The following is a 24,354-nucleotide window of genomic DNA, read 5'->3' on the forward strand; positions in this document are numbered from 1 at the left end:
CTGGTATAAGATGTCTTCACTTTGCGATGCAAACCGGGAGGATCAATGAATAAGGCAGAGCTGGTAAGCGCCATAGCAGAAGAAGCCCAGTTAACCAAGGTTGATGCTGAGAAGTCCCTCATGGGAATTTTGGACGCACTGACCAACTGCCTCGCCACCGGCGACAAGGTGACCTTGGTAGGTTTCGGTACCTTCAGCGTCGCCGAGCGCGCCGCCAGGACCGGCCAGAATCCGCAGACCGGCAAGAAGATCGAGATTGCCGCTTCGTCTGCGCCGAAGTTCAAGCCGGGCAACACCTTGAAGGACCTGGTAAACAGCTAACCCTGTTTTTGCCGGAAATGCTGTACATGCGGGGTTGTAGCTCAGTTGGTTAGAGTGCCAGCCTGTCACGCTGGAAGTCGCGGGTTCGAGCCCCGTCAACCCCGCCATACATATTCAATGGGTGAATAGCTCAGCTGGGAGAGCGCCAGCCTTACAAGCTGGATGTCGGGGGTTCGATCCCCTCTTCACCCACCACAAGAATCCGTTCAAGGTTCAACGTTCAAGGTTCAACGTTGGGACCATGGACCCAAGAACAAGGCGGTTAACGTTGAACTTCGAACGTTGAACCGTCTTCAAGTCTTGGGGTTGTAGCTCAGTCGGTTAGAGTGCCAGCCTGTCACGCTGGAAGTCGCGGGTTCGAGCCCCGTCAACCCCGCCATTAAAAGGGAAGTTCGCCTAACGCGATCTTCCCTTTTTTATTGCGATCGGCAGTTGTGCCAGTCGCACCTGCCTTTTGTGCCGCGCGCTTCCCTTAGAAACATCTGTCTTGCCAGTCCGTTGCGTTGCCCCCCTTTGTCTTGACTTAGTAAAGGCAAATCGTTTATCCTCTGCGAGGTCCTTTCCAGGCGCAGCGCGCGGTGGCGGGATCTTTCCAGTCTTTTTTCGTCTACTTTAGGAATAGAAAGCGAGTCCCTCTTGAAACCCATCAAACCGATCGTGGTGATACCCACCTACAACGAAAGGGACAATCTGGAGATGTTGGCCAGGCAGATACTTTCCCTCGACCCCGCCCTTGAACTGCTGGTCGTGGACGATAATTCCCCGGACGGCACCGGGGACGTGGCCGAGGCGCTGGCGGCGGAGACCGGCCGGGTGATGGTGCTGCACCGGAAAGGAAAAATGGGGCTTGGATCCGCCTACCGTGAAGGGTTCGCCCGTGCGCTGGCGCTCGGGGCGGATGTGGTGGTACAGATGGATGCCGATTTCTCCCATGATCCCGCGGTGATACCCTATTTCTTCGCTGAGATGAAGCAGTCCGACCTGGTCATCGGCTCCAGGTACCTGAACGGGGTAAGCGTGGTGAACTGGCCGCTGCGCCGCCTCATGCTGAGCTACTTCGCCAGCGTCTACACGCGCGTCATCACCGGCCTTACTATTTCAGACTGCACCAGCGGCTTCAAATGCTTCCGTGCCGAGACGCTTAAGGCCGTCGATCTCACCAAGATCCGCTCGGACGGCTATTCCTTCCAGATCGAGATGAACTACCGCTGCAAGGAAAAGGGGCTGCGTATCAGCGAGGTCCCCATCATCTTCATTGACCGGCACGCCGGCACCTCGAAGATGTCCAAGAGGATCGTGCGCGAGGCGGTGGTGATGGTATGGAAGCTGAAGTTCGGCTCGCTGTTACGGGGCCTTTTGCCCAAGGAGAGGGTGTGATGTCCGATACGCTTTGGTCCATAATCTGCCTCGCCGGGCTCTGGGGCTTCGTCGCCTGCACTATTTTGCTGATCCTCAAGGCCTTTCCGGCCCGGGACAGCTTCGACCGCTCCGCCGCCCTCAAATGGGGAGCGGGCGTGCTCGTCTGTTTCGTCGCGTGGATCGTCGGCATGACTCAGGCCTGACCGCCGCAGTAGACAGAATTGGTTTTCTTTTAAGTTTTAATTCAGCCCTATTTGTGGTACTCATAGTGCCTTATGCCCGTCTTTACCTGTAAAATAGGCGCCTCCGACGGCAAGATCCTGGTCAAGGACCTCGACGCGGTCAACGCCGGCTTGCTCCGGCAGAGCCTGGAAGAGCAAGGGTACGTCGTCTTCGAGGTGCGCAAGAAGCCGTTCCAGTTCCTGCTGGAATCGGGGATCGGGCGCAAGAAGATCGGCAACAAGGAGCTGCTGTTGTTCAACCAGGAACTCCTGGTACTGCTCAAGGCCGGACTCCCCATCCTGCAGGCGCTCGACACCATCCTGGAGTCGGGAGGGGGCAAGCTCAACGAGATACTGTCGGCGATACGCGAGGACGTGAAAGGTGGAATGGCGCTCTCCGCCGCCTTCGAGAAGTTTCCGAGGGTGTTTCCCCATCTCTACATCGCGTCGGTCCGGGCCGGGGAGAGGACCGGGGACCTGCCGCAGACCATCCGCCGTTACATCGCCTTTCTCAAGAGAACCGAGGGGTTCCGCGGCAAGGTCATCGGCGCGCTTATCTACCCTGCCATCCTGGTCACGGTCGCGGCGGTGGCGGTCTCTTTGTTGCTCATCTACGTGGTGCCGACCTTCAGTACCATCTACGCGGATTCCGGCGCCGCTTTGCCGCTCCCGACCCAGATGCTGATCAATTTCACCGGGCTCTTGCGGCACTACCTGCCGCTACTTCTGCTGCTGGGGGGCGTGGCGATCACCCTCTTCAAGCGCTGGAGCCAGACCGAATCCGGACGCTATACGGTGGACGGCTTCAAGATCAAGACCCCGCTTCTGGGTGCCGTCACCAGCCGTTACGCCCTTGCCGGCTTTACCCGTACCCTGGCCACCGTGCTGGGCTCCGGTATCCCCATCGTCGAGGCGATGCGGATGTCGGTGGGGACGCTCAACAACAAGGTCCTGGAGCGCGGCCTGCTCCTTGCAGTGCATCGCGTAGAGGAGGGGAGCAAGCTCTCCACCGCGCTGGAAGGTATGAAGCTGATGCCCCCACTGGCGCTGCGCATGCTCACCGTCGGCGAGACCACCGGCTCATTGGAGGAGATGCTATCGGACATCTCCGATTACTTCGAAGAGGAGATCGAAAGGGATCTCCATGTACTGACCACCTCGATCGAACCGGCGATCATGGTGGCCATGGGTGTGGTCATCGGGGTCATCATCGTCACCATGTACCTGCCGATCTTCAAGATCGCCAGCACTGTCGGCTAGAGGGATCATGCTGAAACCTTTCCGAAAGAAAAGACTGGGCGACATCCTGCTGGAGCGGGGGGACCTGACTCAGGACCAGCTCGCCTACGCGCTGGACAAGCAGCATAGCACCAAGGAACGACTGGGGATCATCTGCCTGGCCGACGGGCTGATCAGCGACATCGTGCTGGCCATGGCGCTCGCCGAGCAGTTCGGCCTCGAGTACGTGGACCTGAAGGGGGTGCGCCCGGACGAGTCCCTGTTCAACTTCATCCCGCCCGAGGTCACGTTCCGCTTCCACTTCGTGCCGCTGGATTTGCAGGGGGACCTGCTGGTGGTGGCCATCTCAGACCCCACCGCAGTGCTGCAGCTGGATGAGATGGCGCTCCTTCTCGAGCGCCCGCTGCTTTTCAAGGTGGCCGCCGAATCGGAAATCGCCTACCATCTGAAACGGGGCGAGGGGACCAGCCGGGTGCTGAAGGAGGTCTCCGAGGACTTCATGCTGCAGCTGGTGACCGAGACCGACAAAGGGGAGGAGATTCTCTCCGTCGAGAACGTCACCGCGGACACGAGCCCCATCATCAAGCTGGTGAACTCCACCATACTGGATGCCCTCACCAGGCGCGCCTCCGATATTCATATCGAGACCGCGCAGGACGGCGTCCTCATCAAGTACCGCATCGACGGCGTCCTCTACAAGGCCACCGACCCCATCGACTCCCATTTCCAGGGGCCGCTCATCTCCCGTCTCAAGGTCATGAGCGAACTGGACATCTCGGAGCGCCGCATCCCGCAGGACGGCCGCTTCAAGGTCCGCATCGGCTCCAAGTCCATCGACTTCCGCGTCTCCATCATGCCTAGCGCCTTCGGCGAGGACGCGGTCATCCGTATCCTCGACAAGGAGAGCATCGCCAGCGACCTGCGGGGGCTTACCCTGGAGACGCTGGGGATGGCGCCCCGCGAGATCAAGCGCTTCCGGAAGATGATCAAGGAGCCCTACGGCATGGTGCTGGTAACCGGGCCGACCGGTTCGGGCAAGACCACCACCCTCTACGGAGCCTTGACCGAGATACATACCGGTCTGGAAAAGATCATCACCATCGAGGACCCGGTCGAGTACGTCCTCTCCGGCATCACCCAGATCCCAGTCAACGAGAAGAAGGGGCTCACCTTCGCCCGGGGCCTGCGCTCCGTCCTGCGCCACGACCCGGACAAGATCATGGTGGGTGAGATCCGCGACTCGGAGACGGCGCAGATCGCGGTGCAGTCGGCGCTCACAGGCCACCTGGTGTTCACCACGGTGCACGCCAACAACGTCTTCGACGTCATCGGCCGCTTCACCCACATGGGAATCGACCCCTACAACTTCGTGGCCTGCCTTAACTGCGTCATGGCGCAACGCCTGGTCAGGAAGATCTGCCCCGCCTGCCGCAAGCCGGTGACGGTTACCGACGACGAACTGCGCGAGTCGGCGATCGACCCGGAAAGCACCCGCGGCCTGACCCTCTACGAGGCCCGTGGATGCGACGAGTGCAACGGTACCGGCTACCGCGGCCGCTCCGCCATCGTCGAGCTTTTGGACCTGAACGACGAGATCAGGGAACTGATCATCGCCAAGTCACCGGTGGCCGCCCTCAAAAAGGCCGCCAAGGCTGCAGGAACCATGTTCCTCCGGGAGAGCGCGGTAGCCAAGGTGCTGGCGGGCGAGACCACGATAAAGGAGATCAACCGTGTCACTTTCGTGGAGTAGGTGCCAGCCATGCTAACGAACAGGAAGGGCCTGGGACTCGAGATCTCCGCCGGCGGGCTCAGCTTCGCCATGGTGAGCGGCGGCAAAACACCCAAGGTGGAGACGGGGCTTTCCCTCCCCTTTGCGCCCGGTATGCTGACCCTGTCGCGCCGGGAACCGAACGTGAACGACCCCAAGGGGTTCGTCACCGCGCTCAGGGAAGCGCATCTCCGTCTACTGACTCGAGAGCGCTCGGTCAGCGTCTCGCTTCCGGACGCGGTGGGGCGCGTGGTGCTGCTCGACCTGGAGGCACGCTTCAGAAGCCGGGAGGAGGGGCTGGACGTAATCCGCTGGAAGCTCAAAAAGAGCCTCCCCTTCGACATCGGCACGGTGCACCTGGACTACCAGACCCTCGAGGAGAAAGAGAGCGGCGCTGTTTCCCTGCTGGTATCGCTGGTGTCGCGGGCGGTGGTGACCCAGTACGAGGAACTCCTGATCCAGGCGGGGCTGGAGCCCAAACAGATCGACTTCACCTCCTTCAACTTTTATCGCCTCTTCGCGCCGCGGCTGGACATCTCCGACGACGGCGCGTTCGTCACCTTCTACCAGGGGGCGATGACGGTGCTGATCTTCCACGCCGGCGTGCTGAGCTTCTACCGCACCAAGGAAGGGGTCGGCGACGTGCAGAACCTCTACCGCGAGGTGAACAGTTCCTTCCTGGTCTACGGCGATCGTTTCCCGGGTCAGACGGTGGAAGAAGTCTTTTGCATGGCCCCCCCCGCCGACGCCGAGTCGTTCCGCGCCCTGGTGGCGGAGGCCTCTGGGCTTGAGCCGGTGCTGCTCGACCTGGAGCGCATGGTGCAGCAGGCGCCGGCGCTGGGGCTGGACCGGCCGGCACTGCACGCCTTGGCTGGATCGATAGGCGCTGCCTTGAGGAGCCTGCCATGAAACTGACCATAAACCTGGCTACCCGGCGCTATCTCAATATGCGCCGGCTGAACGCGGCGCTTTTCGGCGCCGGGCTCGTGCTGGCGGCGCTTCTCGTTTACCAGGTGCGCGAGATCGCCAACAACCAGGTCGAGTTCAATACGATCAAACGGGACAGCGCCGCGGCGAACAGCGCGCGTCCGGGCGCGGCTCCGGTGAGCCCGGAGCAGTTGAAGTCCCTGGAGAGCAGTGTCGCCTTCGCCAACGAGATCATCGACAAAAAGACCCTCAACTGGCTCGCGCTTTTGGACAAGCTTGAAGGGGTGGTGCCCGCCGGGGTCGCGCTGACCCAGGTGGAGCCGGTCTTGAAAGATCAAGCCCTGAAGCTTGCTGGGGTGGCCTACGGCTTCTCGAACCTGCGCACGCTGCTGGAGAACATGGAACAGTCTCCCAACTTCTCGGAGGTGTACCTCCTGTCGCAGAGCGAGGTCAAGGTGGGCAAGAGCCAACAAGGCATCGGCTTCACCATCTCCTGCAAGGTCGGTTACCGATGAATTACCAGATCGTACGCGACATCATGGCCGCCAGGAGCAAATCGCTGGCTTTCTTGGCTCTTCTGCTGCTGCTCGCGGTGTCGGTGCAGCTCTACCTCTCCTATTGGCAGCGCCCGGCGCTGGAAAAGGCGCAGGTGGAGTGGTTTTCCAAGAGGGACGCTATTGCCAAGGGAGAGTCCGTGGGCGACGCCACGCGCTATCACAACGGGATGCGCGACCTTGGGGAGTTCCAAAAACGCCTGGTGCCGAAGGAACGGTTCCCCGCGCTGATGAGCCAGCTCTACGACGCCGCCAAGAGCAATGCCCTTTCCCTGAAAGCGGTCTCCTACAAACCGGCCAAGATCAAAGGGCAGAAGCAGATCGATACCTACGGCGTTTCCTTTACCGTTTCCGGGCGCTATGCCTCGGTGAAAAAATTCGTCGCGGACCTGATGCGCTACAAGGAACTGGTCACGGTCGACTCCATCTCGCTGGGTAGCCAGAGTGCGACCGAGGAGACGGTGACGCTGAAGGTCCAGACTACGGTGTATATGAAGACGGGGGGGGCATGAACCGCCAGAAGCTCGTGCTATTCCTTTTGCTGCTGGCCCTGGCGGCCTCCGTCGGCTATTCGTTCTTGCGCTCTCCCCGGCAGCAGGAGGTGGCCACGCTGAAGAACCGCCCGGGGATGGCGGCTTCGGTGTCGAGGAGCAAAAAGGCGCCTGCCCAGAAGCGGGTGGTAGACAGCAGCAGTGTGCACCTGGCGCAACTGGACCAGGAGCTGACCTCTTTCAGCGGCTTTCGGCGCAACATCTTTTCTCCCATCTTCAAGGGTGAGGCGCCGCCGGCGCTCAAACTGCCGCCTCCGCCCCCGCCGGTCAAACTGCCGCCTCCTCCGCCTCCGATGCCGGTGGCGCAGCCTGTGCCCCCGCCCCCCCCGCCGCCTACGCAGGAGCAGGTGGACGAGGCGGAGATGGGCAAGTTCGTTTTCCTTGGCTACCTGAAGAAGAACGGTGATAAGACCGTGTTTCTCTCCAAGAACAACGAGATCATCCTGGCGAAGAAGGGCTCCAAACTCGGGTCGAGGTTCCAGGTGACCGACCTGACCGAAGAGGCTCTAACCATTAAGTCCCTGACCACCGACCAGCAGATGGTGATACCTCTGGTCGAGAACAGGTCGCTTGCGCGCCGCACCAAGTAATAGGTTAAGGAGCAACTGCATGCATAGACCAAGACTGATCTTAACCGTGATGCTGGTGGCACTGGCTCTCTCGGGCTGCACGTCCGGCCGCACCGCTTTCAGCAAGGCGGAGAAGCTGGAGCGAGAGGGAAACCTGGACGCCGCGCTGGTGAAGTACGCCGAGGTAGCCGCTGCCAACCCCGATATCGGCGAGTACCGGGTGAAGCTTCTGAACGTCACCGAGACTGCGGCTCGCGCGCATTTCAAGAAGGGGGAGGAGTTCTTCGCCAAGAAGAACTACGACGAAGCCCTCAGGGAGTTTCAAAGCGCCTACGCCATGGACCCCACGCACGTCCTGGCCAAGAATCAGGCCGACCAGGTGCTTAAGCTGAGAAACGCCCAGACCTACCTGCAGGAGGGGCTCGACTTCGAGAAGAACCGCAAACCGCGGGAGGCGATGATCGCCTTCAAGCACGCCCTCGAATTCGACCCGAGCAACAAGGAGGTGAAGGAAGGGCTGGATCGCATCATCGCCAACAAGCGCCAGAAGCTGGACGGTTTCGAGCTGAACCTGAAGTCGAACAAGCCGATCACCCTCAAGTTCCGCGATGCCAAGCTCAAGGAGATCTTCACCATCCTTTCCCAGCTCTCCGGCATCAACTTCGTCTTCGACGACGCGGTGAAGGACGTGAACATCACGCTGCACCTGGAGAACGGCTCATTCCAGCAGGCGATGGAACTGATCACCGGGATGCAGAAGCTGGACAAGAAGATCCTGAACGAGAGCACCATCATCATCTATCCGAAGACCCCGGACAAGGTCAAGCAGTACGAAGAGCTCTTCCTGCAGACCTTCTACCTGAACAAGCTGGACGCGAAGAAGGCGGTCAACCTGGTGCGCACCATGCTCCAGGTGAAGAAGATCTACGTGAACGAGGAGGCGAACGCCCTCGTCATCCGCGACACCCCCGAGGTCATCGAGGTGGCGCGCAAGATTCTGGAGGCCAACGACGTTCCCGATGCCGAGGTGCTCCTCGAGGTGGAGGTGTTCGAGCTCTCCAAGCAGAACGCCGAGACCTTCGGACTGCTCCTCTCCCGGTACGCCACCTCCCTGGGGGTGACAGCTCCGGGAAGCACCGGCACCAACCCGTTCCTGGCTGACACGCTGGGAGCAGTCACCACGACGACCACCACAGGTACGACCACCTCTTCCGCTGGGCCGTCCAACCTGTTGAACGTGTTCAACCTGAGGGGTTATAACGGCTACTTGACCGTACCCAACGCCACCTTCAACTTCGGCAAGACCCTCTCCAACGGCGAGACCCTCTCCAACCCGAAAATCAGGGTGAAGAACCGAGAGAAGGCGAAGTTCAACGTCGGCACCAGGGTCCCTATCACCACCACCTCTTCGCCTTCCGGCGGCGGCGTCAGCGTCAACGTCCAGTACGTCGACGTCGGGGTCAAGGTGAACGCCGAGCCGACCATCCAGCTCAACAACGAGGTCGCCATCAAGCTGGGGCTCGAGGTCAGCTCCATCCTCAACGAGAAGACTATCGGCACCGACCAGGCCACCACCGTGGTCACCATCGGCACCAGGAACCTCGACACCGTGCTCTCACTCAAGGACGGCGAGACCAGCATCATCGGGGGGCTGATCCAGAAGACCCAGACCGACAGCAAGAGCAAGGTCTTCTTGTTGGGCGACATCCCGATCCTCGGCCCTTTGTTCAGCAACACCAGCGACAAGAAGGATAAGACCGAGCTGCTGCTTGCCATCACCCCCAGAATCGTGCGCGGCGTGACCGTTCCCGACAACGACGTCGCCGCTTTCTGGTCCGGCCGCGAGGACGAGCCTTCGTCGCATCAGCCGTATTCCTCCTTCATGGAGCCTGACTTCGTCAACCCCGAGGCCGCCGAGGGTGCCGCGGCCCCTGCCGCAGCCAAGCCCGCTCCCAGGGCGCTGCCTAACCTGGTGCCGGTCCAGAAGATCGTGCCGGCTCCTGTTCCGGCCCCGGCTCCTGCTCCTGCCGGCGCTCCTGCTCCTGCTCCTGCCGGCGCTCCGGCCCCGGCCCCAGGCGGAGCTGCCGCGGCAGTTCCAGCACCTGCCCCTGGCGCCGTTCCGGCCGCAGGGGACGTCCCGGTGCCCGCGCCTGTCCCTGTCCCTGTGCCCGCTCCGGTACCGGTACCGGTTCCCGCTCCCGCTCCAGCCGCACCCGCAGCCGCGAAACAGCCGCTTCTGACCGATTCGCTGATCGCGCTGAGCCTTCCGGCCAAGGTGAAGCTGAACGACCAGTTCAGCGTGCAGGTGAATGGATCAGGGATGAGGGATTTGTACAAGGCGGTCTTCGTGCTCTCTTACGATCCAAAGCTCCTGGACGCCATTTCGCAATCCGAGGGGAACCTCTTGAAACAACCCGGGAAGCCTTCCACTTTCCAGGCATTCGCGGACAAGAAAAAGGGTGAGATCTGGATGTCCGGCATGCGCGAGGAGCCGACCGGAACCGCCAACGGCATCCTGGCCAACATCAGCTTCAAGGCGATAGGGACGGGATCGGCCGCTGTCTCCGTGAACAACACCAACTTCAGCAAAAAGACTGGCGAGGATATCCCGGTCACCGCCTTCAAGTCCGTAGTGGAGGTACAGTAGCCTTTCGAGGCTTTCAGATCATGTGGAAAATCCTTGACGACAAGCGCGGGTTGAGCCTGATCGAGCTGGTGGTGACGCTGTCCATACTCATCATCCTCTCCTCGCTGATACTCCCTTCCGCGCAGATGGCTTCCAAGCGGAGCAAGGAGATCGAGCTCAGGCGGAACCTGCGCGAGATCAGGGGGGCCATCGATGAGTACAAGAAGACCTATGACCGTGGCGTCGACGAGAAGAAGATCACCGCTTCGCTGAACAAGCCGGAGGGGTACCCGGAAACCCTCGAGGTGCTGGTAAAAGGGGACGACATAAAGGGGTACCTGGGGTACAAAAAGAAGTTCCTGCGCCGGATACCGGCGGACCCGTTTTACAAACCTCAGGGGGATGAACCGGCCTGGGGCATGCGCTCCCACAACGACGAACCCGACAGCACCACCTGGGGGGGGGAAGATGTCTTCGACGTCTATTCCCTGAGCGACGGGACGGCGATCGACGGCACCAAATACAAGGACTGGTGACCTCATGTTTAAGAGGATTGCAAAGACACAGCGTGGTTTCACGCTAATCGAACTGATGATCGTCCTGTCCATCATCGGCATCCTGGCCGCCATCGCTGCGCCCAACTACCAGTGGGGTATTGTCAGGGCGCGCGAATCGGTTTTGCGCGAGGATCTCTACACCCTGCGCTCCACCATAGACCAGTACTACGCCGACCAGGGCAAATACCCGGAAACGCTGCAGGAGCTCGTGGAAAACAAGAACAAATACCTGAGGGAGATACCGAAGGACCCGTTCACCAAGTCCAGGGAAACCTGGGTCACCGCCGCTCCTCCGGCCACCGACTCGGGCGAGCCGGCCACAGGTGTCTACGACGTGCACAGTGGTTCGACCCTGATGGGGTCCAACGGCGTGGCATACAACGAGTGGTAACCCTCACGAAACAGAAGAGGCTTAAAGGAAAATGATCCAACTGCACAACGTATCGATGTCGTATCAGGCCGAATCTGCGGCTCTGACCGATGTAACCCTCAAAATCCCCAAAGGGGATTTTGTTTTTTTGACCGGGCAATCGGGAGCGGGGAAGTCGACCCTCTTGAAGCTCATCTACGCCGAACTCTCCCCCACCCGCGGCCAGGTGATAATCGACGGCGCCAACGTCACCAGGCTTTCCAGGAAGGAGATCCCTTACCTGCGCCGCTCCATCGGGGTGGTGTTCCAGGACTACAAGCTTTTGCCCAACCGCACCGTCCTTGAGAACGTCGCCATCACCCTTGAGGTTTTGGGGTGGGGCAAGCGCGACATCGGCAAGAAGGTGTACCACATCCTGAAATCGATGGGGCTGGAGGACAAGGTGAACTCCACCCCCCTGAGGCTTTCGGGTGGCGAGCAGCAGCGCGTGGCGCTGGCCCGGGCGCTGGTCAACGACCCCAAGATCCTCATTGCCGACGAGCCGACCGGGAACCTGGACGACGAGAACAAGGAACAGATTCTCTCCATCTTCAAGGAGGCGAACATCCGCGGCACCACCGTGGTGGTGGCGACCCACGACCGGCGCGTGATCGAGAACTCCCACCGCAGGGTGATCCGGCTGGAGAAGGGACGCATGGTGGAGGTGCCCGATGTCCAAAACTAACAAGGCGGTCCGTCCCAAGCTGGCGCAGGAGGGCTTCTTCGGGCGCTTGAGCTATTACTCCAGCCGCGCCGTCGCGAACCTCAGGCAAAACGTCTTCGTGAGCGCGGTCACCGTCGGGACCATCGCGCTTGCGCTTCTCATCGCCTCGCTCTTTCTGCTGGTCTACGTGAACCTTTCCGGAATGGCCGAGGGATGGAGCGACAAGGTGCAGGTGACCGCCTACTTCGATGCCGAGCCGGCCCCGCTGGCGGTGGCCGCGCTGAAGGGGAGGGTGCAGGCCATACCCGGCACCGCCAAGGTTCTCTTCGTGAGCCAGGCCGAGGCGGAGAAACGCCTGCGGAGCCGGCTCAAGGGGCAGGAGTCCCTTCTTGAGGGAATCTCCGCCGAAGTGCTCCCCGCATCGCTCGAGATCCGCCTGGACCGCGACCACCGCGACAACGAGTCGGTGGCGGCCTACGTGGCGAAGCTCAAGCAGATCCAGGGGATCACCGAGGTGCAGTACGGCGAGGAGTGGGTCAGGCGCTTCAACTCTTTCATGAACCTCTTCCGCCTGATGGGGGCGCTCCTCGGGGGCTTCCTCACCATAACGGTGCTCTTCATCGTCTCCAACACCATTAAGCTCACCATCTACGCAAGGAAGGACGAACTGGAGCTCCTGGGCCTTGTGGGGGCGACCCGCTTCTTCATCAAGGCTCCTTTCCTCATCGAGGGGGTGCTGCAGGGGGCAGCAGGGGCGGTGATCTCGCTTTTGGCGCTTCTTGGTTGCTATTTCGCCTTCCTGAAGAACGCCGGTGACTTCCTCGGCATCAACCCGGCTTCGGCTGGGCTTTCCTTTCTTCCCCCCTCGCACCTGGCTGGGGTAGTACTGGGAGGCGTGCTGCTCGGTTTCATCGGCAGCGCGACCTCGCTGAAGAGGTTCATAAACGTCTAGCATGCGTCACATTCTACTGATAAGCTGTCTGGCCCTGATTTTGGCCCCTTCCCTTTGCGGCGCGGGGGCCAAGGAAGAGCTGCAGACCATAAAGAAACAGATCAAGGAAAAGAACCGGCTCATCTCGAAAACCCAGAAGGTGGAGACCAAGGTTTCGGGAGAGTTGGTGCAGATCCAGAAAACCCTGGCCGAGAAGCAGTCGAGCCTGGTTTCCTTGGGGCGCGACTTGGCCTCCGTGGAAAAGGGAATCGACAAGACGCTCGTGGACATAGAGAGCGAGCGCCAGGAGGCCGAGCGCAAGCGGGCTCAGATCAACCGCCGCGTCGCCGCCCTCTACAAGGGAGGGGATACCGGGAACCTCAGGGTGTTCTTCTCCTCGGAGTCTTTCCCGCAGATGACAGAGAACCTCCGCTACATGCGGAGCATACTGGAGAACGACCGGAAACTCTTTCAGCAGTACAACGAGAACCTGCAGCGGCTGAACCTGTTGAAGCAGCAACTTGAGCAGGACGCGACGCGCAAGGAAGGGATCCGGCGCAACATAGAGGCGAAGAAGCGCGAGATAGAGCAAGAGAAGAGCAAGAAGGCGAACTACCTGGTCAAAGTGAGGCAGGACAAGCAGCAGTACCAGGCTTCACTCAAAGAATTGCAGGCCAATGCGGGACGCCTGCAGAGCATGATCCAAAAGCTTGAAGCGAGAAGTAGAAAAGCGTATAGTTCCAAGGCTCGCGGTAAAGCGGGAGATAATAAGGCGCAAGTCGTCTCTCCGAGGTCCGTCGCGGTCCCGAACCAGGGGCTCGGGGCGCAGAAGGGAAGGCTCTCCTTGCCGGTGAAGGGGACCATCGTGGACCGCTACGGCAGGCACAAGCATCCTGAGTTCGATTCCTTCACTGTCAGTAACGGCATTTCTGTATCTGCGCCAGCCGGATCCGCCATTCACGCGATCTATGACGGCGAAGTGATTTTTGCGAACTATTTCAAAGGCTATGGTAATATGATCATCGTCGATCACGGGGACGGGTTCTTCAGTCTTTACGCCCATGCTTCATCGATGACGAAAAAGGTCGGGGCGAAGGTATCAAAGAACGAAGTCCTGGCCAGTGTGGGTGACGTTGATTCAAGCAAAGGGCCGATGCTTTATTTCGAGATCAGATACCAGGGGAAACCAGTCGATCCCTCCCCCTGGTTCAGATAAGCAGGGTACCGCAACAAAATCCTAGGGAGGCAAAATGTTCAAAGGCAGCAAATTTAAGAAGACAACGCTGTTTGTCACAACCGTGTGCCTGCTGACGCTGGTGATCGGCTTCGGCATGCAACGCAGATGCGCCGCCCAGGGGGGCGGCAGCGATTACCAGTCCATCGAGTTGTTCACGGACGTTCTGGCCATCGTCAAGAAGAGCTACGTAGAAGAGGTCGACACCAAGAAGCTCGTGTACGGTGCCATCAACGGCATGCTCTCCTCGCTGGACCCCCACAGCTCCTTCATGCCCCCTGAAACCTACAAGGAAATGAAGATCGACACCAAGGGCTCCTTCGGCGGTCTCGGCATAGAGATCACGGTCAAGGAAGGGATCCTCACCGTCATCTCCCCGATAGAGGACACCCCCGCCTTCAAGGCCGGCGTCAAGGCCGGCGACCAGATCCTGAAGATCGACGACAAGTTCACCAAGGACCTCACCATCACCGATGCGGTGAAGAGGATGAGGGGGGTGAAAGGGACCAAGGTCACCCTCACCATCATGCGTGAAGGGTTCGACAAGACGAAGGAATTCGTGCTGGAGCGCGACATCATCCAGGTCAAGAGCGTTAAGCACAAGGTGCTCGACGACGGCTACGGCTACGTGAGGATTGCCCAGTTCCAGGAGAAGACCGACGACGACCTGGAGAAGGCGCTGCAGGCCCTTCAGGGCGAGCAGAAGCAGCTCAAGGGGCTGGTGCTCGACCTGCGCAACGATCCGGGCGGGCTCCTGGACCAGGCGGTCCGGGTGAGCGAGCACTGGATCGCCGAAGGGAAGCTGGTCGTTTATACCGAGGGACGCGAGAAGGATTCCCAGATGCGCTTCACCTCCCGTAAGGGGCCCAAGCAGCCGGACTACCCGATCGTGGTGCTGATCAACAGCGGTTCCGCGAGCGCCTCGGAGATCGTCGCCGGCTGCCTGCAGGACCACAAGCGCGCCGTTGTCATGGGGACCCAGAGCTTCGGCAAGGGGAGCGTCCAGACCATCATCCCGCTCGCCGACAACTCGGGCCTGAGGCTCACCACCGCCAGGTACTTCACGCCCAGCGGCCGCTCCATCCAGGCTAAGGGGATAACCCCCGATATCGTCGCCGAGAAGGTCGATCTTGCCGCCACCAGCGAGAAGCGCGAAGGGATGCACATCAGGGAGAAGGACCTCGAGAACCACTTCGAAGGGGATAAAAAGGAGGGGGGCGAGGAGAAGAAGGATAAGCCGGCTCCCTACAAGACCGACGAACTGATCAAGAGCGACTCGCAGGTGCTGCGCGCGCTCGACCTCCTGAAAGGGTGGGAGATCCTGAAGACGATGGGCAAACTCCCCTCCTGATGGACCGGAGACAATAAAGCATAAGAAAGGAAGGAATAGTACCGCTATTCCTTCCTTTTTTTATGCCCGGGGACTGTATGAGACGTGTCTTGACAGTTCAAGCTGCACTGACTAAAGTGGTGCTTTCTCCAATCCGGCTCCCGACTGCCACAGTCAAGAGGTTTTCAATGTCCATAAAAAGTGCGTGCCGCCGATCATTGATACTGTTCATGCTGTTGATCGTTCCCGCTCCTCTGCTCGCCGCGCCGTTTCTCTCCATCGCCTCGCCGTCGGCCGACGGCGTATTCGTGCTGCGCGGGGAGCAGATGGCAGGCGTCGCCGGGCTCGATATCACCATCGGCTACGACAGGAACACGCTCTCCACACCGCACATCGCCATGGGAAGCCTCGTTGACGGCATGCTGAACTCCAGCAATCCGAGCAACCCGATCAGGCTTGCCATCGTCGGCACCAACGGGATCGCGGTAGCAAGCGGCGTCATCGCTACCATCACCTTCGAACGCGTCGGGGACTCCGCCGGCACGATCACTTCGCTGACCGCCTCCTTGATCGATGAAAAAGGGAACAAGCTTCCCATCGCCCCCACCGCCATCGACAATCCGCAAACCCCGACGCACGGGGAGCCTTCCGCCGAGGCCCCTCCCGCAGAGGGCGCCAAGGATAAGGACGAGCCGCTTGTGATCGATGCCACCTCGCACCCCAGCCGCCCGGTTCCTGTCGTTCTGGGTGGCAGCGTGACGCTCCCCCATGAGGAAGTCGCGCCGGCGGAGCCGAAGCGCGCGCCCCAGGAGGCTGAGCGCCAGGAAGTTGCCGAACTCCAGCCGCAGCGCAGAGAGCCCGCGCCGGTGGAGCCGCGCGATCCAGAGCCGAAAGCTGCGCCGCAAGCCGTGACCCAGCCGGTGCACCTGCCGAGCGTCTTGGATCGTTTCCGGGAGTTCAAGGGGGAGCGGACCCTCGCCAACCTGACCTCCCTTTTCAAGGGGGCGGGGGAGCGCCCGCTGCTGCAGATCCCGGCCATAGCGATTGCGGACGGCAGCAGCACGGTGACCCTGGTCATCGCCATGGAAACCGGAGACCGGCCGCCGGTTTTCGCATTCAAAGCTGCGCGCTACGTCTCGGTCAGCCGGAGTGATGACGGGGAATGGGAGGTCGAGGTGAGACCGGAGGCCGGTGTGGTCGACGCCAGCATCACCGTGCTCTACCACGGGCTTTCCCAGGAATACCCGCTCATCGTGGCGCCGGCTGTTCGTCTTCCCGCGACGGCGGGGAGCGCGGCGTCGGAGGCGGCTTTCCGCAGCTTTCTGGCGGCGGGCGCGGACCTAAACGGCGACGGCCGGGTGGACTACCTCGACGATTACATCTTCACGGCCAACTTCCTGGCCCAATCGCAGGAGTCCGCCCAGCGAAAGGAATGATCTGACGGGGATAGAGCACCCCGAAGCGAAGGGGGACAAGCGAAGGGGGACAGGCACCTGGCGGAGCCAGTCCCCTCCCCCTGGTGCCCCCTCGGCTTGACCTAGAGCCTTGGGGGCATCTGCGTCGTGGGGCGCGGGATTCACTCAGGTTTTTCCTGTTGCCGCCGGATCACGGATGAGGTATACACAATCTGCCCCGGCATCAGCCGGCGTTAACCTTCAAGCCGTCGAAATCATATATGAGTTTCCAAGGGGAGGAGCCGATGTTAGTTCTCAAGGACAGCAATCTTTTCCAGCTGCTCTGCTACATAAACGGTGCATGGACCGGCGCTGACAGCGGCGAGACCATCGATGTCACCAACCCCGCCACCGGCGAGAAACTCGGAACCATCCCCAAGATGGGGGGCGCCGAGACCCGGCGCGCCATCGAAGCCGCCAACGCCGCGTTTCCCAAGTGGCGCGCGAAGACGGCGCAGGAGCGCTCCACCATCCTCAGGCGCTGGTCGGAGCTGCTCCTGGAGCACCAGGAGGACTTAGCCGTCTTGATGACCGCAGAACAGGGGAAGCCGCTGGCCGAGTCGCGGGGCGAAACCGTTTATGCCGCGTCGTTTCTGGAGTGGTTCGCCGAGGAGGCGAAACGGATCTACGGCGACGTGATCCCGCCGCATCAAAGCGATAAAAGGATTGTGGTCCTGAAGGAACCGATCGGCGTCTGCGCCGCCATAACCCCCTGGAATTTCCCCTCCGCCATGATCACCAGGAAGGCGGGGCCCGCGCTCGCTGCCGGGTGCACCATGGTGGTAAAGCCCGCGACCGCCACTCCGTATTCGGCGCTGGCGCTAGCCGAACTTGCCCGCCGTGCCGGGGTTCCCGACGGCGTCTTCTCCGTTGTCACCGGCTCCGCCGCGGGCATAGGCGGGGAGATGACGGCGAACCCCATCGTGCGCAAGCTCACCTTCACCGGCTCCACCGAGATCGGGAAGAAGCTGATGGCAGAGTGCGCCGGCACCGTGAAGAAGGTCTCCATGGAGCTTGGCGGCAACGCCCCCTTCATCGTCTTCGACGACGCCGACATCGACGCCGCGGTCGAGGGCGCGCTCATCTCCAAGTACCGCAACACCGGCCAGACCTGCGTCTGCACCAACCGCTTCCTGGTTCAGGACGGCGTTTACGACCGCTTCGCGGATAAACTCGCGCAAGCCGTCGCCAAGATGAAGGTCGGTGACGGCCTGAAAGGGGAGACCCAGCAAGGGCCGCTGATCGACATGAAAGCGGTGGAGAAGGTAGAGGAACACATTCAGAACGCGCTTGCCGGCGGGGCGCGCGTGGTGACCGGCGGCAAGCGCCACGCACTGGGGGGGAGCTTCTTTGAGCCCACCGTCCTGACCGACGTGAAGCCCGGGATGCTGGTGGCGAAAGAGGAGACCTTCGGGCCGTTGGCGCCTCTGTTCCGCTTCAAGACCGAAGAGGAGGCGATACAGATGGCCAACGACACCGAGTTCGGCCTCGCCGCCTACTTCTACAGCCAGGACGTCTCCCGAGTCTGGCGGGTCGCCGAGGCGATCGAATACGGTATCGTCGGCATCAACACCGGCCTCATCTCCACCACCGTTGCCCCCTTCGGCGGCGTCAAGGAGTCCGGCATCGGGCGCGAAGGATCCAAGTACGGCATAGAGGACTTTCTCGAGGTCAAGTATCTCTGCATCGGCGGGGTGAAGTAGCCTCGCTCCTCCCCCCGGCGGGGCCTTGGAGCCGCCGGCGAAAGCCCCCTCCCTGTCCCTCCCCCTCCGGGGGCGGGAACTCGAAGGGTGAGGTCCCAGGTGAGATGTCCAGGCAGGGGGGCCGCCTGAGGCCGGCGCCCGTAACCGCTGGGGCACCTAAACGATGTGGAAGAAAAGAGTCTTATGAACCAAGTTCACAGATACGCAGACGGCGAGCTTATCCCGGGGGAGGCCCCCTTGGTGCAGGAGTTCCCGCTGGTGCTCAGGGTGAACGACCGGGAGTTGGTCACCCTGATCGCCTCGCCCCACGACCTCCGGTTCCTGGTGGCTGGATTCCTGCGGGTCCAGGGTTTCGTTGCGGCCCCCGAAGACTTCCTGATCTTGAGCGTCTGCAACGACTACGGCATCGCCAACGTCCGGATACGCGGCGAAATCCCTGCCGACCTGAAGCCTGTGCTGACCTCTGGCTGCGGCACCGGCATCACCTTCAGCCTCCCGGGAGCAGAGACCTTGGAAGACCGGTGGAGCGACTCCCCCCCGGTCTCGGCCGCGGCCGTCTTCGAGCTCATGAAGCGCCTGGCTCTTCTTTCTGAGAAATACAGCAAGCACGGCGGAGTCCATTCCGCCGCTGTCGGAGACTGCGAGGGGAGGCTCCTCTTGCATGCCGAGGATATCGGCCGCCACAACACCGTCGACCGTCTGGCCGGGGAGGCGCTGTTGCGGGGGGTGCCGCTGGAGGGAACCCTCCTGGTGAGTTCCGGGCGAGTCTCCGCCGAGATGGCGGCGAAGGCGGCGACCCTTGGCGTGAGGCTCATCGCCTCCCGCACTTCCCCCACCGACATGGCCGTCACCATCTGCCAAAAGGCAGGCATCGTGCTCATCGGCTATCTGAAAGTGGGGAGGTTCACCGTGTACGCCCACCCCGAGCAACTTCTGGTCCCGCACGCCTGACCCTCATCCTTCGCCGCCTGTCATTTATTTTTCCAATCAACACCCCGTCGCTCTCCGCTTCAGCCAACTCCAGCTTCGAAAAAAACGGCACCTTGCCGGAAATGTCAGAACCGGCGTTTTATCTTCCTTTTTCAGCAATTGACAAAGCGGGGTAAAAACTGTATACAGTATCCACTCAAATGAAGCTCGTCTGTCAAGACTATGTCTCCATAACTGCCGTAAATAGCTGCACAAAATCTGAGGAGGGACCATGATTGAAGCGTATCTGAAGCAAGAGGCAGAAAGAAAAGCACTCGGTATCCCCGCCAAGCCGCTCGACCCGGAGCAGACCGCGGAACTTTGCAAACTGCTGGAGGCGCCGCCGGCCGGCAAAGAGGCGTTCCTGCTCGAGCTCCTCAAGGAGAGGGTTTCCCCGGGCGTCGACCCCGCAGCCGAAGTGAAGGCCGGTTTCCTCGCCGGTATCGTTTCCGGCGCGAAGAAATCCCCGCTCATCTCCAAGAAAGAGGCAGTCCAGATCCTCGGGACCATGCTGGGCGGCTACAACGTAGCCCCGCTGGTCGCAGCGCTCAAGGACGCCGAGCTTGCCGATGAGGCCGTCAAGGCTCTCTGCGGCACCACCCTGGTATACGACGCGTTCGACGAGGTGCTGGCGCTTTCCAAATCCAACGCCTCCGCAAAAAAAGTCATCGAGTCCTGGGCCAACGCCGAGTGGTTCACCTCCAAGAAGGGCCTCCCGGAGACCGTGAAGGTGAAGGTCTACAAGGTCGACGGCGAGATCAACACCGACGACTTCTCCCCGGCAGGCGACGCCTGGAGCCGCCCGGACATCCCGCTGCACGCGCTCGCCATGGGCAAGACCCGCTTCCCGGACGGCAACGCCACCATCGCCAAGTTCAGGGCTGATGGGTTCCAGGTTGCTTTCGTGGGCGACGTCGTGGGTACCGGTTCTTCCCGCAAATCCGCCTGCAACAGCGTCTTGTGGCACATCGGCCAGGATATCCCCTGCGTCCCGAACAAGCGCCGCGACGGCATCATCATCGGCGGCGTCATCGCGCCGATCTTCTTCAACACCGCGCAGGACTCCGGCGCGTTCCCGATCAAGACCGACGTGGCCAAGATGAAGACCGGCGACGTCATCGTGATCGACTCCAAAAAGGGCGAGATCAGGAGCGAGGGGGGCGAAGTCCTCTCCACCTTCACCATCGCGCCGAACACCCTTTCCGACGAGTTCCGCGCCGGCGGCAGGATCCCGCTGATCATCGGCCGCGCCCTCACCGACCGCGCCCGCAAGGCTCTCGGCCTCGCGCCGACCGACGTCTTCACCCTCCCGGTTAACCCGGTGCCGAAGGCAGGCCAGGGTTACTCGCTGGCGCAGAAGATGGTAGGAAAGGCCTGCGGCGTCACCGGCATCCTCCCGGGCACCGCTTGTGAGCCGAAGATGACCACCGTCGGTTCCCAGGACACCACCGGTCCCATGACCGCCGACGAGCTGAAAGAACTCGCTTGCCTCAAGTTCCTGGCGCCGATGTTCATGCAGTCCTTCTGCCACACCGCCGCCTACCCGAAACCGGCCGACGTCAAGATGCACAAGACCCTGCCGCAGTTCATCATCGAGCGCGGCGGCGTACCCCTGAAGCCGGGCGACGGCGTCATCCACTCCTGGCTCAACCGTCTCCTCGTGCCGGACACCGTCGGTACCGGCGGCGACTCCCACACCCGTTTCCCGATCGGGATCTCCTTCCCGGCAGGTTCCGGCCTGGTCGCCTTCGCGGGCGCCCTGGGCTTCATGCCGCTCGACATGCCCGAGTCGGTACTGGTTCGCTTCAAAGGCAAGTTCAACCCCGGCATCACCCTGCGCGACGCGGTCAACGCCATCCCGCTTTGGGCCATCAAGCAGGGGCTCCTCACCGTGCCCAAGAAGAACAAGGTCAACATCTTCAACGGCCGCATCCTGGAGATGGAAGGGCTTCCCGAGCTTTCCGTCGAGCAGGCATTCGAGCTGACCGACGCCGCCGCCGAGCGTAGCGCCGCAGCCGGCTGCATCAAACTCTCCGAGAAATCCGTTGCCACTTACCTCCGTTCCAACGTGGCGCTGATGAAGCAGATGATCGCCGACGGCTACCAGGACGCGCAGACCCTGCAAAACCGCATCGACGCAGCCAACGAGTGGCTGAAGGCGCCGAAGCTTCTCGAAGCCGACGCCAACGCGGAATACGCCGCGGTGATCGAGATCGACCTGGCCCAGATCACCGAGCCGATCCTTGCCTGCCCGAACGACCCGGACGACGTCAAGATCCTCTCCGAGGTTGCCGGCACCCCGATCCAGGACGTGTTCCTCGGTTCCTGCATGACCAACATCGGCCACTTCCGCGCCGCCGGCGAGATCTGGAGGGGGACCAAGTTCAACCCCAACGTCCGTACCTGGATCTGCCCGCCGACCCGCATGGATCAGGCGAAGCTTAAGGACGAGGCTTACTTCTCCGTCTACAGTGCCATGGGCGCACGCGTAGAAATCGCCGGCTGCTCGCTCTGCATGGGGAACCAGGCACGCGTGCCCGACGGGGTGAACATGTTCTCCACCTCGACCCGTAACTTCGACGACAGGATCGGCAACGGCGCCAAGGTGTTCCTCGGCTCCGCGGAACTGGGGGCCGTCACCGTCAACCTCGGCAAGCTCCCGACCCCGGCCGAGTACCTGGCGGCGTACCAGGAGAAGGTCGAGCCGAATAAGGCGAACGTCTACAAATACCTCCAGTTCGACGAGATGTAATAAGGAAGCATAAAGCAGCAATGAAAAAGGCCCGCCGGGATAACCGGCGGGCCTTTTTAGTTTTTGTCTGACCAGTCTGACCAGTCTGACCAGTCGGACCTGTCGGACGGGTCTGACCTGTCTGACCTGTCGGACGAGTTACAGCAGCGCCTTCAGTTCCTTGATCAGGTCGCCCAGCAGATCGTACCCTCCCTGCCAGAAACTCGGGTCGCTGAAGACGATCCCTCCAGGGGCGAGGGTGTCGCCGGGGGACTTGGAACCGCCGTCGGCGAGGATGTCGCGGTAGACCGGCACGAAGCTCTCGCGCTCCTTCAGGTAGCGCTGGAACAAGGAGAGCACCACCAACTCGGCGCAGGTGTAGGAGTAGCAATAGAAACGGGCGTGAATGAAGTGGGAGATGTAGCTCCAGCCGTAGCGGTACGGCTCTATCATCTCGACGGCGTCGCCGTAGAGCTTCGCGTTCTCCTGCCACCACATGTCGCAGAGCTCGCTGGCGGTCAGAAGCCCATTCGCCCGCTCCAGGTGCATCCGTTCCTCGAAACTGGTGAGGACGTTCTGGCGGAAGGTGGTGGCGATGATGTCCTCGATCTTCGCGCAGAGAAGCGATTTCTTCACCTCCACGTCGGTTTCCTGCTCCAGGAGCTGACGGGTCAACAGCATCTCCCCGAAGACCGAGGCCGTCTCGGCCAGCGGCAGCGGGGGATGGTAGTTGAGCATGCTCTGGCGCTGCGCCAAAAGGTAGTGGATGCCGTGCCCCACCTCGTGCGCCATGGTGGATACATCGCGCAGGTTTCCGGTGAAGTTCAAAAGCAGGTACGGGGGGAGCGACGGGATCATCCCCATGCAGAAGGCGCCTCCGCTCTTGCCGGGGCGAGGGAGGACGTCGACCCTCTTGCCGGTGAAGAAGGAATCGGCGAGTTCTGCGAACTCGTCGGAGAAGCCGCGGTAAGCAGCGACCGTCATGGCGCGCGCCTCCTCGAAGCTGTACTTGCGGTCGCTCTCGGAGATGGGGGCGTAGACGTCGGTGTTCTTCAGGCGCGGGATGCCCAGAAGCTGCGCCTTGAGACGGAAATACTCCTGCGCCAGCGGGTAGTTCTCCTCGGAGACCCGCATCAGGCTTTCTACCACCTCGTTGGGGATCTCGTTACCGAGGTTCGTAGGCTCCATGGGATGGCTGTAGTTTCTAAGCTCAAGCTCCTGGGAGTGGTCCAAGGCGACGTTGTTGAAGACGGCGGAAAACATGATGCCGTTTTCCTCGTGGCGTTTGAGGAAGGTGCCGAAGGCCCTTTCCCTAAGCCCTGTGTCCGGGTGGTGCAAGAGCGCCAGGAGCTCCTCGCCGGTCATCTCCCGCGTCTCTCCCTCCATCTCCAGGGTGTAGCGCAGCGAGGCGGAGACCTCGTCGAAGAGGCGGCAAAACGCCTGCACCCCGGTCAGGCTCTTTTGCGCTAGAAGGCTTTCTTCCCGCTCGGTCAGGGTGTGCTTCTTGAACTTGCGCAAAACCTGCAGGTAGTGGCGGTAGTTTTCCAGCAGCAGGTCGTCCGCAAGCTTCGCGAAGGGCTCCTCCTCCATCTGGATCAGTTCCAGGTCGAAGAAGATCAGCTCCCTCCCCATGGCGTTGCCGAACTCTTCGGCTTTCTGCGACAGCCGCTTGTGCTCGTCGCTCTCGCTGTCCGCGGCGAAGAGAAGGTGGGCGTAGAGCTGAGGCGTCGCCAGCTTCTCCTGCAGGGACTCGTATTGCTTCAGCGCTTCCAGGAGCCCCTCTGCGTCGAGCTCCGCCACCTTTCCGCGGTAGCGCTCGCGAAAGGCGGCCACCTGGCCGGTCCCTTCTTCGAAGGCGCGGGCAAGTTCCGGTGCGGAAGGGGCGGGGTAGAGCGGGGTCGTATCCCAATTGAGGTCGCTTTGCATGGTTTCTCCCTTGATGCATGGTGAATCGTCAATGATTTCATGGAAATGCAACCGATAGTAATGCATGGGCTAAGCAGTGTCAAGAAAGGGCAGGGCCGCGCCAAGGGGAAGCCATCGTCAAGAGGACAATCCTTTTCCTTGACAACAGTTAGCGGTGCGATAAGAATACTCGTTGTTAAAAAACGCCAATGAAAAGAAAAATGCCTCCAGTTCCTCATCGGGACGCCTCCAGCTGCAAAGCGATGAGGGAGTTGAGATTCCCCGTTTCCGCAGGTGATGCTGACCCCCGAATAAACTAATGAGAAGGTCGT

The 24,354-nt window shown here is 61.3% G+C and carries 21 protein-coding genes and 3 tRNA genes; 23 read left to right on the forward strand and 1 reads right to left on the reverse strand.

What is annotated here, in order from left to right; genetic code table 11:
* Nucleotides 1-21 precede the first annotated feature (21 nt).
* The 23 genes from GBEM_RS06395 (at nt 22) to acnB (ending at nt 22,138) form a co-directional block, all read left to right on the forward strand.
* On the forward strand, nt 22-321 hold the full coding sequence (locus tag GBEM_RS06395; protein ID WP_226373936.1) for an HU family DNA-binding protein: 300 nt from the start codon (nt 22-24) through the stop codon (nt 319-321).
* 30 nt (nt 322-351) lie between these two features.
* Nucleotides 352-428 (forward strand) — tRNA-Asp (locus GBEM_RS06400).
* Nucleotides 429-440: 12 nt separating this feature from the next.
* Nucleotides 441-516 (forward strand) — tRNA-Val (locus tag GBEM_RS06405).
* A 107-nt stretch (nt 517-623) separates the two neighbouring features.
* Nucleotides 624-700 (forward strand) — tRNA-Asp (locus GBEM_RS06410).
* Nucleotides 701-957: 257 nt separating this feature from the next.
* Nucleotides 958-1,698, forward strand: coding sequence for a polyprenol monophosphomannose synthase (locus GBEM_RS06415; RefSeq protein WP_012529707.1), 741 nt, complete (start codon nt 958-960; stop codon nt 1,696-1,698).
* Nucleotides 1,698-1,883: a hypothetical protein gene (locus GBEM_RS06420; protein ID WP_012529708.1), complete on the forward strand. Its 186-nt coding sequence runs from the start codon at nt 1,698-1,700 to the stop codon at nt 1,881-1,883. The genes GBEM_RS06415 and GBEM_RS06420 overlap by 1 nt, the downstream gene beginning before the upstream one ends.
* Before the next feature lie 72 nt (nt 1,884-1,955).
* Entirely contained in the window at nt 1,956-3,161 is a 1,206-nt protein-coding gene (locus tag GBEM_RS06425; protein ID WP_012529709.1) for a type II secretion system F family protein, read from the forward strand.
* A gap of 7 nt (nt 3,162-3,168) precedes the next feature.
* Nucleotides 3,169-4,890 carry a GspE/PulE family protein gene (locus tag GBEM_RS06430; protein ID WP_012529710.1) on the forward strand — a complete coding sequence of 574 codons (1,722 nt, stop codon included), beginning with the start codon at nt 3,169-3,171 and terminating at the stop codon, nt 4,888-4,890.
* A 9-nt stretch (nt 4,891-4,899) separates the two neighbouring features.
* Nucleotides 4,900-5,817: a type IV pilus biogenesis protein PilM gene (pilM, locus tag GBEM_RS06435; protein WP_012529711.1), complete on the forward strand. Its 918-nt coding sequence runs from the start codon at nt 4,900-4,902 to the stop codon at nt 5,815-5,817.
* Nucleotides 5,814-6,350, forward strand: a complete 537-nt coding sequence (locus GBEM_RS06440; protein ID WP_012529712.1) for a PilN domain-containing protein — start codon at nt 5,814-5,816, stop codon at nt 6,348-6,350. The genes pilM and GBEM_RS06440 overlap by 4 nt, the downstream gene beginning before the upstream one ends.
* Nucleotides 6,347-6,901 carry a type 4a pilus biogenesis protein PilO gene (pilO, locus tag GBEM_RS06445; RefSeq protein ID WP_012529713.1) on the forward strand — a complete coding sequence of 185 codons (555 nt, stop codon included), beginning with the start codon at nt 6,347-6,349 and terminating at the stop codon, nt 6,899-6,901. The genes GBEM_RS06440 and pilO overlap by 4 nt, the downstream gene beginning before the upstream one ends.
* The gene (locus GBEM_RS06450) at nt 6,898-7,530 is read left to right on the forward strand and encodes a hypothetical protein (RefSeq protein ID WP_012529714.1); all 633 of its coding nucleotides are present in this window, start codon (nt 6,898-6,900) and stop codon (nt 7,528-7,530) included. The genes pilO and GBEM_RS06450 overlap by 4 nt, the downstream gene beginning before the upstream one ends.
* Before the next feature lie 19 nt (nt 7,531-7,549).
* A complete protein-coding gene (locus GBEM_RS06455) occupies nt 7,550-10,156 on the forward strand; it encodes a secretin N-terminal domain-containing protein (protein WP_012529715.1) in 2,607 nt (868 codons plus the stop codon).
* Between the two features lie 20 nt (nt 10,157-10,176).
* A complete protein-coding gene (locus GBEM_RS06460; RefSeq protein ID WP_012529716.1) occupies nt 10,177-10,671 on the forward strand; it encodes a type II secretion system protein in 495 nt (164 codons plus the stop codon).
* A 4-nt stretch (nt 10,672-10,675) separates the two neighbouring features.
* Nucleotides 10,676-11,083 (forward strand): type IV pilin protein, encoded by a 408-nt coding sequence (locus GBEM_RS06465; RefSeq protein ID WP_012529717.1) that lies wholly within the window; start codon nt 10,676-10,678, stop codon nt 11,081-11,083.
* Nucleotides 11,084-11,114: 31 nt separating this feature from the next.
* Nucleotides 11,115-11,786, forward strand: a complete 672-nt coding sequence (gene ftsE, locus GBEM_RS06470; protein ID WP_012529718.1) for a cell division ATP-binding protein FtsE — start codon at nt 11,115-11,117, stop codon at nt 11,784-11,786.
* Nucleotides 11,773-12,717: a permease-like cell division protein FtsX gene (gene ftsX / locus GBEM_RS06475; protein WP_012529719.1), complete on the forward strand. Its 945-nt coding sequence runs from the start codon at nt 11,773-11,775 to the stop codon at nt 12,715-12,717. The genes ftsE and ftsX overlap by 14 nt, the downstream gene beginning before the upstream one ends.
* A gap of 1 nt (nt 12,718) precedes the next feature.
* Complete coding sequence (locus GBEM_RS06480; protein ID WP_012529720.1) at nt 12,719-13,912, forward strand: murein hydrolase activator EnvC family protein; 1,194 nt, start codon at nt 12,719-12,721, stop codon at nt 13,910-13,912.
* A 34-nt stretch (nt 13,913-13,946) separates the two neighbouring features.
* A complete protein-coding gene (locus tag GBEM_RS06485) occupies nt 13,947-15,281 on the forward strand; it encodes a S41 family peptidase (RefSeq protein ID WP_012529721.1) in 1,335 nt (444 codons plus the stop codon).
* A 167-nt stretch (nt 15,282-15,448) separates the two neighbouring features.
* Nucleotides 15,449-16,696, forward strand: a complete 1,248-nt coding sequence (locus tag GBEM_RS06490) for a cohesin domain-containing protein (protein ID WP_012529722.1) — start codon at nt 15,449-15,451, stop codon at nt 16,694-16,696.
* A 263-nt stretch (nt 16,697-16,959) separates the two neighbouring features.
* Nucleotides 16,960-18,417, forward strand: coding sequence for an NADP-dependent succinate-semialdehyde dehydrogenase (gabD, locus tag GBEM_RS06495; RefSeq protein ID WP_012529723.1), 1,458 nt, complete (start codon nt 16,960-16,962; stop codon nt 18,415-18,417).
* A 183-nt stretch (nt 18,418-18,600) separates the two neighbouring features.
* Nucleotides 18,601-19,368, forward strand: a complete 768-nt coding sequence (fdhD, locus tag GBEM_RS06500; protein WP_012529724.1) for a formate dehydrogenase accessory sulfurtransferase FdhD — start codon at nt 18,601-18,603, stop codon at nt 19,366-19,368.
* 250 nt (nt 19,369-19,618) lie between these two features.
* On the forward strand, nt 19,619-22,138 hold the full coding sequence (gene acnB, locus GBEM_RS06505) for a bifunctional aconitate hydratase 2/2-methylisocitrate dehydratase (protein ID WP_012529725.1): 2,520 nt from the start codon (nt 19,619-19,621) through the stop codon (nt 22,136-22,138).
* Nucleotides 22,139-22,276: 138 nt separating this feature from the next.
* On the opposite strand, the gene GBEM_RS06510 is transcribed toward acnB, so the two are convergent.
* On the reverse strand, nt 22,277-24,043 hold the full coding sequence (locus GBEM_RS06510) for a M3 family oligoendopeptidase (protein ID WP_012529726.1): 1,767 nt from the start codon (nt 24,041-24,043) through the stop codon (nt 22,277-22,279).
* Between the last annotated feature and the right edge of the window lie 311 nt (nt 24,044-24,354).

The sequence above is a fragment of the Citrifermentans bemidjiense Bem genome (assembly GCF_000020725.1).
In the GTDB taxonomy this organism is placed as follows: domain Bacteria; phylum Desulfobacterota; class Desulfuromonadia; order Geobacterales; family Geobacteraceae; genus Geomonas; species Geomonas bemidjiensis.